The organism is Aquincola sp. J276 (assembly GCF_024700035.1).
Taxonomy (GTDB): Bacteria; Pseudomonadota; Gammaproteobacteria; order Burkholderiales; family Burkholderiaceae_C; genus Aquincola; species Aquincola tertiaricarbonis.
The window spans coordinates 1,392,759-1,407,182 of record NZ_JAJONC010000001.1 but is presented as its reverse complement, the minus strand read 5'-3'; the positions used below and the strand labels follow the sequence as shown (position 1 = coordinate 1,407,182).

Here is a 14,424-nt window from a genome sequence, read left to right as displayed (position 1 = left end):
TCAGGGACGGCGGTAGATCGCCGTCACCTCGTCACGATCGGTAGGGCGGTTCTCGCGCGCCACCAGGCGCCAGCCGGCAGGTGCAGGCTGCGGCCGACCGCGGATCTCGCTGACCAGCAACACCTGGCAGCTGCCTTCGCTGCGCAGCTCGGTCGTGCCCCGCGAATGCGCCACCACGCGCCAGCGCCCGAAATACTCCAGCGAAGCCACGGCCGACAGCGGCAGCCCGCGCGTGACCACGCAAGCGCCTGCAGGCACATGCCGCGCCAGGCGTTCCGTCCACGGCCGGTAGCTGCGGGCATAGTCCAGCAACGGCAGCCACAGCGTCATCAGCAGCAGCCAGCACAGGGCCACGCCGCCGGCCGGCAGCACCAGGCTCTTCCACAGCGCATGCTGGTGGCGGCCGGTGCGCCAGCGCACCAGCCCGATCCAGGCCACGGTGCCGGCGATGGCGAACAGCAGGCTCACCAGGGAAAAGCGTGCGCTGAAGCCCGGTGCCAGCTTGGCCACGTTGGCGGCCGTCTTGGCCGGCACCCCTGTCTGGAAGGCGGCGTACACCACCCACGCGCCGATGGCGCAGGCGCTGAAGAAGAACACCGAGAACCAGTCGATGGCCGCGCTGGTGCCCCGCTTGAGCGTGGGCAGCGCAAAGGCCGCCAGCACCGCGAAACCGGGCAGACCCAGCATCAGCGCCCGGTCGGAGCCACCCATCGCCACGCTGGCCACCACGGCCAGGCCGGCCACGGCCAGCGGCACCGAGATATGGCGGTGCTGCAGGTGCCGCCGCCAGCGCCAGGCCGTCCACAGCGCCAGCAACCAGGCCGGCCACAGGAACCACACCAGCAGCCGGCCGATGCGCGGCAGCCCCGTCAGCACATCGGCGTCGATGCGCCAGGCCCAGCTGTGCACCGTGGCCCCGACCAGCGCCGCCGCCAGCGTGGCGGCCGCCACCCAAGGCATGAATCGGCGCACGGCGTCGAAGCCCGATCGTGCGCACAACAACGTGGCGATGGCACCCAGCGCCATCGCCATGGCGGGTGCACCGCAGGCCGCCAGCAGGGGCAGCGCCGCCAGGATGGCCAGCCGGGGCCGCAGCCCGCGGAAGGGGGCCGCCGCCAAGGCCCACACCGCCAGCGCCACGCTGGCCAGCTGTGCCAGCTCGGGCGTGGTCTCGTGGCCCAGCTGCAGCGCGCCCAGCGTGGCCATCAGCGCCAGGATGGCGCCGTCGGCCAGCGCGCGGGCGTAGTCCACCGGCGTCGCTTCACCACCGAATGCAAAGGCCACGGGCTGTGCCGCTTCGGTCCGCGCCAGCTGGAAGGTGGCATACCAGGTCAGCGCCAGCGTCAGGGCCAGCAGCAGCGCATACGGAATGCGGGCCGCCATTGGCGCGTCGATCCAGGGTGTGAGCAGCCAGATGAACGCGGCCCCCAGCCAGTGCGGCAGCAGCGCGGTGTCCACCGGCAGCCCGCCCAGCGAGGGTGAAAGCCAGGAGATGCGTCCTTCGGCCATCGCCGCCATCACGCCGAAGGCGGTGAGGTCGGCGTTTTTCCAGGGGTCGCGGCCCACCACGCCGGGCAGCAGGTAGGCCGCGCAGAACAGCCACAGCGCCCAGCGCGGCAGCGGTTGGGCCGCGCGCTGGGCCACCAGGGCAGGGGTCGGAATGTTCATGCGGGCAAGGCCGGGTTCGAGCGGGCAAGAAAAAGGGCAGCCAAGGCTGCCCTGTTGCCGTTGCAGGCGTGCATCACTTCTTGATGCCGACCTTCGCAAACTTGTTGCGGAACTTCTCGACCCGGCCGCCCAGGTTGTCGATGCTCTTCTGCGTGCCGGTGTAGAAGGGATGCGATTCGCTGCTGGTTTCCAGCTTGAACAGCGGCAGCTCGCGGCCGTCGTCCATCTTCACGGTTTCGCGCGTCTGGGCGCACGAGCGCGTGACGAACTTGAAACCGTTCGACAGGTCCACGAAACAGACCTCGCGGTACGCGGGATGGATGCCTTCTTTCATACGTGCCTCGTTCATCAGCCCACTCGTCACACGGTAGCCACGCCTGCCCCATGCATGCGCACTTTCCCACGAGCGGAAAACCCGGAAGTATAGCGTGGGGCGTCAGCCGCCGCGCCGCATCATGTCGAAGAAGTCCAGGTTGTTCTTCGTCGACTTCATCTTGTCGAGGATGAACTCCATCGCCTCGATCTCGTCCATCGGGTAGAGCAGCTTGCGCAGGATCCAGCTCTTTTGCAGGATCTCGGGCTTCAGCAGCAGCTCCTCGCGCCGCGTGCCGCTCTTGTTGATCAGGATGGACGGGTAGACGCGCTTTTCGGCCATGCGGCGATCCAGGTGGATCTCGCAGTTGCCGGTGCCCTTGAATTCCTCGTAGATGACTTCGTCCATCTTCGAGCCGGTGTCGATCAGCGCGGTGCCGATGATGGTCAGCGAGCCGCCTTCCTCCACGTTGCGCGCCGCGCCGAAGAAGCGCTTGGGCCGCTGCAGCGCGTTGGCGTCGACACCGCCGGTCAGCACCTTGCCCGACGACGGCAGCACGTTGTTGTAGGCGCGGGCCAGGCGGGTGATGGAGTCGAGCAGGATGACCACGTCCTTCTTCAGCTCGACCAGGCGCTTGGCGCGCTCGATCACCATCTCGGCGACCTGCACGTGGCGCTGGGCGGGCTCGTCGAAGGTGGAGCTGATGACCTCGCCGCGCACGGTGCGCAGCATCTCGGTCACTTCTTCCGGCCGCTCGTCGACCAGCAGGACGATCAGGTGCACCTCGGGATGGTTGGCCACCAGCGCATGCGCCAGGTGCTGCATCATCATCGTCTTGCCGGTCTTCGGCTGGGCGACGAGCAGGGCGCGCTGGCCCTTGCCGATGGGCGCGATCAGGTCGACGATGCGGCCGGTGATGTTCTCGTCGGCACGGATGTCGCGCTCGAGCTTGAACTGCTCCTTGGGGAACAAGGGCGTCAAGTTCTCGAACATGATCTTGTGCTTGTTCTCCTCCGGCGTGAGGCCGTTCACGCGGTCGACCTTGACCAGCGCGAAGTAGCGCTCGCCGTCCTTCGGCACGCGCACTTCACCTTCGATCATGTCGCCGGTGTGGAGATTAAAGCGGCGGATCTGGCTCGGGCTCAGGTAGATGTCGTCGGTGGACGCCATGTAGCTGGTGTCGGGCGAGCGCAGGAAGCCGAAGCCGTCGGGCAGCACTTCGAGCACGCCGTCGCCGAAGACCTGTTCACCGGCCTTGGCGCGCTTCTTCATGATCGCGAACATCAGCTCCTGCTTGCGCAGCCGGCTGACGTTGTCGATCTCCAGCGCCTCGCCCATCTTGATGAGCTCGGATACGTGCTGGGCCTTCAGTTCGGAAAGATGCATGGAGGCGGACCTTGGGAGGGTGCGCTGCTGCCAAGCAAGCGCACCGAACGATCGGCTCGGGCTGTGCCAGCGCCGCGGGGCGAATTCGCTGGATCAGCAAACTCGCGTGCGGGCTATCAAATACACGCTGGTGGGAGGAGCCGACTCCACGCGGTGGATGCCTCTGGGGCATCGGGCGTGGTGGCAATCTGGGAGCTGGCGGGGGCTGGGAGCCGTTTCCGCCAGCAGCTCCGGCAGATTATAGATGACCGTCCAGGAATGCGGTCAATTGGGACTTCGACAGTGCACCAACCTTCGTGGCGGCCACCTGGCCATCCTTGAACAGCATCAGCGTGGGAATGCCACGGATGCCGAACTTGGCGGGCACGTCGCGATTTTCATCGACGTTGAGCTTGGCGATCTGCAATTTGCCGCCGTAATCCTTCGAAACCTCATCGAGGATGGGCGCGATCATCTTGCAGGGGCCGCACCATTCGGCCCAGTAATCGACGAGCACGGGCTTGTCGGATTGCAGAACGTCGGCTTCGAACGACGCGTCGGAGATGTGCTTGATGAGTTCGCTCATGTCGTTTCCTGAATTGCCGTGAGGCGCGAAACGATTCTGACACAACGCTTTCTCGCGACGCGGTGGCGCGGTCTATGGCAGCCATAGCCTGAGCCCGCTGGCAAACCGGGACCATCTGGCGCCCAAACCGCCCTTTGTTCGGCGCATGCACAGGCCGGCGCCACGGTCCAATCGGGATGTTTTCAGTCGCCGTCGAGCCATGAGCGCCGCTGCACCGCCATCGTCAAAACCCGTTGTCCGCACCTTCGGCCGCTTCGAGCTGCGCCATCTGCTTGGCCGCAGTGCCTGCACGATGGCGTGGACGGTGCTGGATCCGGCCTGCCAGCAGGAACGGGTGCTGGTGCTGCCGCGCTCGCAGCCCAGCGATGCGCAAGGCCTGGAGCGCTGGCTGCAGGCCGCGCGCAAGGCCGCCCGCCTGGACCATCCAGGCCTGGCGCCGGCGCTGGAGGTGGACGCGCACGACCGCTGGCCCTACGTGGCCTATGCCCGCGGCCGCACGCTGGCGGAGAAGCTCTCGCGTGAAGGCGAACCCGCCGTCGACGTGGCGCGCTGGATGGCGCAGGCGCTGGAAGGCCTGGCCTTCGCCCACGAGGCCGGCATCGCGCACCGCGACCTGCAGCTGCACCTGCTGGCCCTGACGGACACCGACCAGCTCCAGGTGATGGGCCTGGAAGTAGCCATTCCCGAAATGGTCGAGGCCCGGTTGCCGGGTGGTGCGCATGGGCTGCAGGCCCAGGGAGCGGCCGCTGGGCGCGACGTGCTTTCGCTGGGCCTGCTGATGCATCAGCTGCTGGCGGCCGAGCCGGCCCTGGGCGAAGCCGACACCGGGCGCTGCATCGAACGCATGCCTCCGGCCGGACGCGACATCGTGCGCCTGCCGTGGGCGATTCCGCGACCGGTGCCGGAGGCGCTGCGTGCCATCGTCAACCGCGCCACCGACCGCCAGGAGCGCCAGCGTTACCACAGCGCCCGCACGCTGGCCCGCGCGCTGCACGGCTGGCTGGACAATGCCTCGCAAGGCGGCGATGCCCACGACGTGCTGCTCGAGCGGGTGCGCCAGATCGGCGCGCTGCCAGCGATGCGCGGCGGCGCGGTGCGCGCGGCGCGGCTGGCTTCGCTGGAAAGCGGCCATACGAGCGAACTGGCCGAGCTGGCGCTGAAGGACCTGGCGCTGGCGTTCGAGCTGCTGCGCCAGGTGAACACCGCCCAGGTGCGCGGCGCGCAGGTGGCCGGCAACGGCCCGGTGCTGACGGTTCGCCGCGCGATCGCGATGATCGGCCTGGACGGCCTGCGCCGCGCGGCCCAGGGCCTGCGTGCCTGGCCGGGCCCCTTGAACGAAAGCGGCGAGGCGGAGCTGGCGCGCTGCATCCTGCGGGTCAAGCGGGCGGCGCGGCTGGCGCAGGCGCTGCGGCCGGCCGGCTATGACGCCGAGGTGGTCTACCTCGTCACGCTGATGCAGAACCTGGGCCGGCTGCTGGTGCACTACCACTTCCCCGACGAAGCCCAGCAGGTCCACCGGCTGATGCAGCCCGCACCCGGGCGCGACGGCGGCCCGGACGAACCCGGCATGCCGGAGGACGTGGCGGCCTTCGCGGTGCTGGGCGTGGACATCGCTTCCATGGGCGCCGCAGTGGCCCGCCACTGGGGCATGGATGATGCGGTGCTGCACATGATCCGCCGCGTGCCGGTGAACACCCCGGTGCGCCACTGCGACAACGACGACGACACCCTGCGCACCGTGGCCAGCGCGGCCAACGAGGCGGTGGATGCCATGGGGCTGCCGGCGCGGCAGGTGCCGGCCGCGCTCGACAAGGTGGCGCAGCGCTATGCCCGGGTGCTGCACCTGCAGCCGCGCGAACTGCATGACGCGGCGCAGGGCGCGATGCACGGCGAGGGCGATCCGCTGGCGGGTGAGGAAGACGAGGTGGGGGCCGGCGTGCAGCCGGTGGTCCAGGAGGCCGTGGTGGCCGGCGAGGCGACGGAACTGCCTGCGACGCCCGCCTGACGGTGAGGCGGGAAAGGTGACGAGCCTGATCTCGGCACTGGTTGCAACGGTTGGGGCTGCTTCGTTCCCGACCTGACCCGGTTGGCCGCGCTTCCATGCGAGGAGGCCCGTCGCTGACCATTGTAGGGGCATGCGCCGGTCACCCTGCGCGGGCGACCGGATCGGCGGCTCAGCGCAGCTGCAGGTCGTCGTTGCCGAAGGTGATGTTCAGCGGCTCGATCAGCAGCTGCTTCGGGCCGGCTTCCACGCGGCCGGCCACCAGCGCCGGAACGCCCTGCGCCTGCGCGATCTGCACCACGCGATCGGCATCGGCGGCGTTCACGAAGATGGCGAAGCCCGCGCCCATGTTGAGCGTGCTGTAGGCCTCGCGGTCGTCCTGCCTGGCGTGCTGCTGGATGAACTTCAGCACCGGCGTCACTTCGGGCACCGTGTGGATGCGGTAGGTGAGCTCGGCTGGGTGGCGCAGCAGCTTGCGCCAGCCGTGGCCGGTGATGTTGGCGCAGTAGTGCGGCACCACCCCGGCCTTGTACAGCGCCTCCGTCACCGGCGAATACAGCGTGGTGGGCGCAAGCAGCGCCTCGCCGTAGCTCAGGCCCGGCTGCACCTCGGTGAGGTAGCCCTGCGGCAGCCGCTCCACCAGCTTGCGCGCCAGGCTCAGGCCGTTGGCATGGATGCCGCTGGAGGCCAGCAGCACGATGGCGTCGCCGGCCTGCAGCCGGTCGCCGACCGACAGCCGCTCCTTCGGGTTGATCAGGCCGGTGCAGGAGGCCGCCAGGTCGATGCGGCCGGCCTCCACGATGCCGGCCAGCGCGGGTGTCTCGCCACCGCCCCAGGCCACGCCGCAGGTGTCGCAGGCCTTCTTCCAGCCCGCCACCAGCGCCTGTGCGCGCTGCGCGTCGCCGAACCAGTCGCTGCCGCCGGCGGCCCAGTAGGCCTGCACCACCAGCGGCGTGGCGCCGACGGTGATGAGGTCGTTGACCGCCATTGCGATCGTGTCCTGGGCAATGCCGTCGTAGTAGCTCCTGCCGGTGAGCTGCTGCATCTCGTCGGCCACCAGGGCCTTGCTGCCCAGGCATTCGACGATGCTGGCCAGGTAGAACGGGCCGACGTCCACCACGTAGGCCGATTCGCCGCGCGAGGCGGCCACCTCGGTGAAGCCGTGCGCGGCCAGGTGGCCGGCGGTGGCCGCGGCGGCGCGCTGCGCGCTGACCTTCAGCGGGTCGATCAGGTCGTAGTTGACGCCGGCCTGCTCATAGGTGAGGGCGGCTTCGGCGGGCGCGGCGTCGGCGCGGGTTTCGTTCGAATTCATGGGGCGGGATTATCGGGGAGCGGCGCTGCCCGCCCGGGCGGTGTGCGGGCGCTTCGTAGAATGCCCCGATGAGTTACGTCGTGCTCGCGCGCAAGTACCGCCCCCGAAGCTTCGAGCAGATGGTGGGGCAGGAGCACGTCGTCCGTGCCCTGACCAACGCCCTGGATCAGCAGCGGCTCCACCACGCCTACCTGTTCACCGGCACCCGCGGGATCGGCAAGACCACGGTCTCGCGCATCCTGGCCAAGAGCCTGAATTGCATCGGCCCCGACGGCACCGGCGGCATCACCGCCCATCCGTGCGGCGTGTGCAGCGCCTGCACCGAGATCGATGCCGACCGCTACGTGGACTACATCGAGATGGACGCGGCCAGCAACCGCGGCATCGATGAGATCCGCGACCTGCTGGAACGCGCGGCCTACAAGCCCAGCGTCGGCCGCTTCAAGGTCTTCATGATCGACGAAGCGCACCAGCTGACCAAGGAGTCGTTCAACGCGCTGCTGAAGACGCTGGAGGAGCCGCCCGACTACCTGAAGTTCGTGCTGGCCACCACCGACCCCGAGAAGATGCTGCCCACGGTGCTCAGCCGCTGCCTGCAGTTCAACCTGCGGCCGATGGCACCCGAGGTGGTGTACGAGCACCTGGAGCATGTGCTGAACGCCGAGGCGGTGGAACATGACGAAGCCTCGGTGCGGCTGCTGTCGCGCGCGGCGCGCGGCTCGATGCGCGATGCGCTGTCGCTGACCGACCAGGCCATCGCCTACGGCGCCGGCCGCATCGAGGCCGAGGGTGTGCGCCAGATGCTGGGCGCGGTCGACCGCAGCCATGCGGCCAACTTCGTCGAGGCGGTGGCCCGGCGCGACGGCCCGGCGCTGCTGGCTGGCGTGGACACGCTGCGCGAGCGCGGCCTGTCGCCGGCCGGCACGCTCGAAGAGATGACGGTGCTGCTGCAGCAGATGGCGGTGGAGCAGTCCGTGCCCGGCGCGCTGGACGAGACCGATCCCGACACGCCCGCCACGCGCGAGCTGGCCGGCCTGCTGCCGCCCGACGAGACGCAGCTGCTGTACAGCCTGGCGCTGCACGGCCGCGGCGAGCTGCAGCTGGCGCCCGACGAGTACGCGGCGCTGACGATGGTGCTGCTGCGGTTGTTCGCCTTCCCGCCCGCGGGCAGGGAACCGGCGCCGGCCGCGCCCGGGCCGGGCGGTTCCACGGCGGCGCGCAGCCCCGCCGCCGCACCGGCGTCGGCCGCGTTGAAGGCGCCGGTGGCGCAGGCGGTGGCGCGCACGCAGGTGCCGCCGCGGCGGCCGGCAGCGGGCAGTCCGCCGACGCCGGCACCTGCGGCGCCAGCCATGCCGCCCAGGGTGCAGCAGACGGCAGCGACCGACGCCGAGCCGCATGTCGACCCAGCTCCAGCGGCAAGCCCTGGCGGCAGGCCGCAGCCGCCGATGCCCGAAGGTGCGGCCGCGGCTGCCGCGGCCCGGGTCGCGCCGCTGCCCGCCAGGCCGGCGCCGAGCGCGCCGGTGGCTCCGGCGCCCGGCCGACCGGATCCGGCCGCGCCCACGCCGTCTGCGGCCCTCGCTGCGGCCATGCCCAACCGGCCGACGGCCGCCGCGCCGCGCCACAGCCTGCCCGAGCCGCCGTCCTGGCTGGACGAGGCGCCGCCCGACCTGGCGCGCGAGGCGCCCGCCGTTGCCGCCGACTTCGACCTGGCCGAGGCCGACGTGCTGGCGCTGCCCGCCGTCGCCCGCCCGCCAGCCCCGGCCTCGCGGCCGGCGCCGGCCCCGTTGGTGCTGAACCAGACCGCCCTGGGCGAGCGCTGGGCCGCGGTGGTGGCCGGGCTCAACCAGAAGCAGGCCGTGGTGGCGATGGTGCGCGAGCTGGCCATGCAGGCCGAGCTGGTGGGGATCGACGAGGCCGCGTCCGATGGCGGCAAGCCGGCCTGGCGGCTGCGCGTCGAGCGCGAATCGCTGCGCACGCCGTCGCTGGTCAACAAGCTGCAGGCGGTGCTGGCCGACGTGGCGGGGCTGCAGGTGCAACTCCTGCCCGAAGCCGGCATCCCACAGGACTCACCTGCGCTGCGCGACCGGGCCGAGCGTGAGCGCCGCCAGCGCGAGGCCGAGCAGATCATCCTCAACGACCCGGTGGTGCTGGGCCTGATGTCGCGCTTTCCCACCGCGCGCATCGTGCCCGGCTCCATCAAGCCGCAATGACGCCTTCCTCCCATTCAACGAAAGCGAACCGATCATGATGAAGAACCAACTCGCCGGCCTCATGAAGCAGGCCCAGGCGATGCAGGACAACCTGAAGAAGGTGCAGGACGAACTGGCCACCATCGAGGTGGAAGGCCAGTCCGGCGCCGGCCTGGTGAAGGTGGTGATGACCTGCAAGCACGACGTCAAGCGCGTGACCATCGACCCCAGCCTGCTGGCCGACGACAAGGACATGCTGGAAGACCTGGTGGCAGCCGCCTTCAACGACGGCGTGCGGCGCGCCGAGGCGCTGAGCCAGGAGAAGATGGCCAAGGTGACCGCCGGCATGCCGCTGCCGCCCGGCATGAAGATGCCTTTCTGAGCTTGGCGGCGCAGCAGCCTTGGCCACTTCGCAGCTCACCACGCTGATCGACGCGCTGCGCCGGCTGCCCGGCGTGGGCGTGAAGTCGGCCCAGCGCATGGCCTACCACCTGCTGCAGCACGACCGGCCGGGCGCAATCGCGCTGTCGGGTGCGCTGGCCGCGGCGATGGAGAACGTGCGCCACTGCGAGCGCTGCCACACCTTCTCCGACACCCCGGTGTGCGACGTCTGCAGCGACGGCAGCCGCGATGCGCGGCAGCTGTGCGTGGTGGAGACACCCGCCGACCAGGCCGCGCTGGAACGCTCCGGCGGCTACCGCGGCTACTACTTCGTGCTGATGGGCCGGCTGAGTCCGCTGGACGGCGTGGGCACGCGCGAGCTGGGCGTGCAGCCGCTGATGGCACGCGCCCGCGACGGGCAGGTGCAGGAGGTGATCCTGGCGTTGAGCTTCACCGCCGAGGGTGACGTCACCGCCCATGTGCTGCAGCAGGCACTGGGCGCCATCCAGGGGCCGGACGACCGGCCCTTGCAGGTCACGCGGCTGGCGCGGGGCGTGCCGGCCGGCAGCGAACTCGAATACGTGGACCTTTCCACCATCGCCCACGCGCTGGTCGACCGGCGCTGACGCAGCGCCGGTCCCTGCCGGGGCCCTTCAGCGGCGGACGTTGCCCGGGCCTTCGGCCACGCGCAGGCCCGAACGGTCGGTCGACTTGGAGCCGCCGGTGCCGGCCACCCGGGTGCTCTTGGCCGCCTTGCTGCGTATCGGCGGACTGGCCTTGGCCACGCGCTTGACCGGTGCCTTGCTGGCCTTGGTAACGACCGCGGCGATGGCCTTCTGACTGGGCTTGACCGTCTTGGCCGCTGAAGCGGTGCGGGTGGTGGCCACCGCATTGGGCACGAACACCACGATCTGGCTGCCCGCCTTGAAGCGTGCGCCCGATCCCACGTCGTTCCACTGCGCCACCTGGGCCGGCGACACGCGGTAGCGGCGGGCGATCGAGGCCACCGTCTCGCCCTTCTTGCCGGCCTTCAGCGCCACGCGGCGCAGCGGCGGCACGTCGGGCGCCAGCAGCATGGCGGCGTTGTCGGCCACGTGCACCGGCACGTCCGACTGGCGCTGCGGGCTGCGCGGCACCAGCAGCGTGGAACCGGCCTTGACCAGCATGCGCGGCGGGATGCGGTTGATCTCGCGCAGCTCCGACTCGGCCATGCCCACCTGCTGCGCGGCATCGGCCGGCTTCATCGTGCGCGGCACCACCCAGGCCGTCCAGCTGGCCAGCGCGCCTTCATGGCGGCGCAGGTTGTGCAGGAAGGCATTGGCGTTGTCGTAGGGCAGCAGGATCTGCGGCGTGCCCGAGGCCAGGATCACCGGCTTGTTCATCTGCGGATTGAGGTCCGCGAAGTCCGACGCCGACATGCCGGCCAGCTTGGCGGCCAGCGCCACGTCCATGTCGCGCTCGATGGGCACGCTCAGGAAGTAGGGGTGGTTCTGCAGCGGCGGCAGCGTCAGCGCGAAGTCGGCCGGGCGGCTGACGATGTTCTTCACCGCCTGCAGCTTGGGCACGTAGTTGCGCGTCTCGTCGGGCATGCGCAGGCTGAGGTAGTCGGTCGGCAGGCCGGCCTTCTCGTTGCGCGCGATGGCGCGCTGCACGCTGCCTTCGCCCCAGTTGTAGGCGGCCAGGGCCAGGTGCCAGTCGCCGAACATGTTGTGCAGGCGCTGCAGGTAGTCGAGCGCGGCGCGGGTGGAGGCCAGCACGTCGCGGCGGTCGTCCCGGAACATGTTCTGGCGCAGCTCGAAATCGCGGCCGGTGGCCGGCATGAACTGCCACATGCCCGAGGCCTTGGCCACCGACATGGCCTTGGGATTGAAGGCGCTCTCGATGAAGGGCAGCAGTGCCAGCTCGGCGGGCATGCCGCGCTTCTGCAGTTCCTCGACGATGTGGAACAGGTAGCGGCCGCCGCGGCTGGTCATGCGCTCCACGTAGTCGGGGCGCGAGGCATACCACTGCTCATGCTTGCGCACCAGCTCGTTGTCCAGGTCGGGCATGGCGAAGCCGTTGCGCACTCGCACCCACAGGTCGGCACGGGAGGCGGCATCGTCGATGTCGATCTGCACCTCGGGGCGCAAGGGGTCGACCGGCATGCCGGCGGCTTCGGCCGCAGGCGGCTGGGCCGGCGCGCTGGGTGCCGAGACGGCCTCGGGCAGCGGCGTGGCAGGGGCGGTGGTGGTGGATTCGGTGTCCGGCGTGCGGCCGGTGCCGGTGGGCGGCGCGGTGGTGGCGCAAGCGGTCAGCAGCAGGGAGGCGGCCAGGGCGACCAGGCCCTGTGTTCTTCGGGGATGTGGCGGATTCATCTGAATTGGTTCTTCCATTCACGCAGCGTGGCAAAGACCGTGACCGGGGCCGCGTCGGGCGCGCCGTGGTCACGAGCGGCGCGCACGACGGCCGGGGCCTCGCTGCGCAGGAACGGGTTGATCTCGCGCTCGCGCGAGATGGTGGAGGGCAGCGTGGGCTGCCCTGCGGCGCGCTGGTGCTCGCACCAGCGCAGGTGGTCGGCCACCGCGCCGTTGCCGGGCTCGACGGCCGCGGCAAAGCGCAGGTTGGACAGGGTGTACTCATGCGCGCAGCACACGCGGGTGCTGCCGGGCAGGGCCGCCAGGCGGCCGAGCGAGTGGTGCATCTGCGCCGGCGTGCCTTCGAACAGCCGGCCGCAGCCGCCGGAGAACAGCGTGTCGCCGCAGAACAGCACCGGGCCGGCATCGGGCGCGCCGGGCAGGCCGTCGCGCAGCAGGTAGGCGATGTGGCCGGCGGTGTGGCCGGGCACGTCGATGACCTCGAAGCGCAGGTCCATCAGCGTGACGAGGTCGCCATCGTCGACGCGGGTGCAGGGCTCGGGCAGGCGCTCGGCGCGCGGGCCGTACAGCGGCAGCGGATCGGCGGCGGGCAGGCGGGGTCGCAGGGCATCCACGCCGCCGACATGATCGGCATGGTGGTGCGTCACTAGAATGCCGGCGAGCTCGAGGCCCCGCGCATCGAGCGCCGCCTCCACCGGCGCACTGTCACCCGGGTCGACCACGAGGGCCCGGCGGCCATCGTCGATCATCCAGATGTAGTTGTCGGTGAAGGCGCTGAGGGCTACCAGGTTCATGCGTGGGGGTCGCTACCGCGAGTCAAGCGGAATTATAGAAAGCCGATCCCCCGTGAAAGCCTTTGCGCAACGCCACTTTACATACGATGCTTAATGTGCCGGATCACGATCGGCTCGTGGCCTGGCTGCAGACGCCGCCCGGGCGCTACCTGCTGGCCTGGGAACAGGACCGGCTGGACCGCGCCGTGGTCGATCTCTTCGGCTTCCATGCGCTGCAGCTGGGCCTGCCGCAGCTCGACGGCCTGCGCACCAACCGCATGCCGCATCAGTGGCTGGCCACCGACAGCGCGGAGCCGGCCGCGCCCGGGACGCCGCCCGACGCCGCGGCGGAGCCGCTGATCACCGCGCCGCCGCGGCAGGTCGCGCTGCACTGCGACTTCGATGCACTGCCGTTTCCCAGCCAGAGCATCGACCTGGTGGTGCTGCCGCACACGCTGGAATTCGCGCGCGACCCGCACCTGACGCTGGCCGAGGTGGAGCGGGTGCTGGTGCCCGAGGGCCGGGTGGCCATTCTTGGCTTCAACCCGGCCGGGCTGTGGGGACTGCGCCAGCGGCTGGGCCGCATCCGCCGCGGCCTGGGCGGCAAGGCGCCGCTGTACCTGCCGCAGTCGCCCGACCTGATCCACTACTGGCGGCTGCGCGACTGGCTGCGGCTGCTGAGCTTCGAGGTGGAGGGTGGCCGCTTCGGCTGCTATAGGCCGGCGCTGCGCTCGCAGCCCTGGCTGGACCGCTTCGGCTGGATGGACGGCGTGGGCGACCGCTGGTGGCCGGTGCTGGGCTCCGTGTACTTCCTGCTGGCCGTCAAGCGCGTGCGAGGCATGCGGCTGGTGGGCCTGGCGCGGCGGCAGAAGGTGGCCCGCCAGGCCGCGCCCGCGGTGGCCGCGCATCGGCAGCCGGCCATCCACCGGCAACCGTCCGACGATTTCCCTGTTGACTGAGAACCCATGACCCGAAGAGAGAACCACATTCGTTCCCGCGCCGCTGCCGGAGGCTGCGCATGAAGTGGGTGGCCTACACCGACGGCGGCTGCGCACCGTCCAATCCCGGCCCGGCCGGCTGGGGCGTGGTGCTGATCGCGCCCGACGGCGTGACCGAGAGCGACCATTACGGCTTCATCGGCCCCGGCACCAACCAGATCGCGGAACTCACCGCGGCGATCGAGGGCCTGTCGCGCGTGCCCGAGGGCGCGGCGGTGGAGCTGGTGTCCGACAGCCAGTACGTGCTCAAGGGCATCAGCGAATGGCGCGCCGGATGGGAGCGCAAGGGATGGCGCAATGCCAAGGGCGAGCCGGTGGCCAACCTGGCGCTGTGGAAGCGCCTGTTCGCCCTGGTGGACGCGCGCCGCGTGAGCACCCGCTGGGTGCGGGGCCACAACGGCGAGACCTACAACGAACGCGCCGACGCCCTGGCCAACCAGGCGCTGCGGCTGCGCGACAGCAGCGCGGCCTGAACCACCGGCG

At 70.5% G+C, this 14,424-nt stretch carries 13 protein-coding genes and 1 other RNA gene; 6 read left to right on the top strand and 8 right to left on the bottom strand.

Going from position 1 to position 14,424, the window contains the following annotated elements; all coding sequences use genetic code 11:
* From LRS14_RS06450 to trxA, 4 genes are all read right to left on the bottom strand, one after another.
* Window positions 1–1,668: a hypothetical protein gene (locus tag LRS14_RS06450; RefSeq protein WP_257799007.1), complete on the bottom strand. Its 1,668-nt coding sequence runs from the start codon at window positions 1,666–1,668 to the stop codon at window positions 1–3.
* A gap of 73 nt (window positions 1,669–1,741) precedes the next feature.
* Complete coding sequence (locus LRS14_RS06445) at window positions 1,742–2,002, bottom strand: type B 50S ribosomal protein L31 (protein ID WP_046115679.1); 261 nt, start codon at window positions 2,000–2,002, stop codon at window positions 1,742–1,744.
* A 102-nt stretch (window positions 2,003–2,104) separates the two neighbouring features.
* A complete protein-coding gene (gene rho / locus LRS14_RS06440) occupies window positions 2,105–3,367 on the bottom strand; it encodes a transcription termination factor Rho (protein ID WP_046115678.1) in 1,263 nt (420 codons plus the stop codon).
* A 238-nt stretch (window positions 3,368–3,605) separates the two neighbouring features.
* A complete protein-coding gene (gene trxA, locus LRS14_RS06435) occupies window positions 3,606–3,932 on the bottom strand; it encodes a thioredoxin TrxA (protein ID WP_046115677.1) in 327 nt (108 codons plus the stop codon).
* A 199-nt stretch (window positions 3,933–4,131) separates the two neighbouring features.
* Between trxA and LRS14_RS06430 the strand changes: the two genes are divergently transcribed.
* The gene (locus tag LRS14_RS06430; RefSeq protein ID WP_257799006.1) at window positions 4,132–5,937 is read left to right on the top strand and encodes an HDOD domain-containing protein; all 1,806 of its coding nucleotides are present in this window, start codon (window positions 4,132–4,134) and stop codon (window positions 5,935–5,937) included.
* 15 nt (window positions 5,938–5,952) lie between these two features.
* Here the strand turns inward: LRS14_RS06430 and ffs are convergent.
* Together ffs and LRS14_RS06420 are read right to left on the bottom strand one after the other, a co-directional pair.
* Window positions 5,953–6,049, bottom strand: an RNA gene (gene ffs / locus LRS14_RS06425) — signal recognition particle sRNA small type.
* A gap of 57 nt (window positions 6,050–6,106) precedes the next feature.
* Window positions 6,107–7,246 carry an AIR synthase-related protein gene (locus LRS14_RS06420; RefSeq protein ID WP_046115676.1) on the bottom strand — a complete coding sequence of 380 codons (1,140 nt, stop codon included), beginning with the start codon at window positions 7,244–7,246 and terminating at the stop codon, window positions 6,107–6,109.
* A 68-nt stretch (window positions 7,247–7,314) separates the two neighbouring features.
* On the opposite strand from LRS14_RS06420, the gene dnaX reads away from it, so the two are divergent.
* The 3 genes from dnaX to recR are packed head-to-tail and all read left to right on the top strand — an operon-like array spanning window position 7,315 to window position 10,442.
* Window positions 7,315–9,456: a DNA polymerase III subunit gamma/tau gene (gene dnaX / locus LRS14_RS06415; RefSeq protein ID WP_257799005.1), complete on the top strand. Its 2,142-nt coding sequence runs from the start codon at window positions 7,315–7,317 to the stop codon at window positions 9,454–9,456.
* A 34-nt stretch (window positions 9,457–9,490) separates the two neighbouring features.
* The gene (locus LRS14_RS06410) at window positions 9,491–9,817 is read left to right on the top strand and encodes a YbaB/EbfC family nucleoid-associated protein (protein WP_046115674.1); all 327 of its coding nucleotides are present in this window, start codon (window positions 9,491–9,493) and stop codon (window positions 9,815–9,817) included.
* Window positions 9,818–9,836: 19 nt separating this feature from the next.
* Window positions 9,837–10,442 carry a recombination mediator RecR gene (recR, locus tag LRS14_RS06405; RefSeq protein ID WP_046115673.1) on the top strand — a complete coding sequence of 202 codons (606 nt, stop codon included), beginning with the start codon at window positions 9,837–9,839 and terminating at the stop codon, window positions 10,440–10,442.
* Window positions 10,443–10,469: 27 nt separating this feature from the next.
* On the opposite strand, the gene LRS14_RS06400 is transcribed toward recR, so the two are convergent.
* Window positions 10,470–12,170, bottom strand: a complete 1,701-nt coding sequence (locus tag LRS14_RS06400; RefSeq protein WP_257799004.1) for a transglycosylase SLT domain-containing protein — start codon at window positions 12,168–12,170, stop codon at window positions 10,470–10,472.
* Window positions 12,167–12,964: a hydroxyacylglutathione hydrolase gene (gene gloB, locus LRS14_RS06395; RefSeq protein WP_257799003.1), complete on the bottom strand. Its 798-nt coding sequence runs from the start codon at window positions 12,962–12,964 to the stop codon at window positions 12,167–12,169. Before gloB ends, LRS14_RS06400 begins: the two co-directional genes overlap by 4 nt.
* Before the next feature lie 86 nt (window positions 12,965–13,050).
* Between gloB and LRS14_RS06390 the strand changes: the two genes are divergently transcribed.
* Together LRS14_RS06390 and LRS14_RS06385 are read left to right on the top strand one after the other, a co-directional pair.
* Complete coding sequence (locus LRS14_RS06390) at window positions 13,051–13,902, top strand: class I SAM-dependent methyltransferase (protein WP_046115670.1); 852 nt, start codon at window positions 13,051–13,053, stop codon at window positions 13,900–13,902.
* 59 nt (window positions 13,903–13,961) lie between these two features.
* Entirely contained in the window at window positions 13,962–14,414 is a 453-nt protein-coding gene (locus LRS14_RS06385; protein WP_046115669.1) for a ribonuclease H, read from the top strand.
* Window positions 14,415–14,424: the final 10 nt, after the last annotated feature.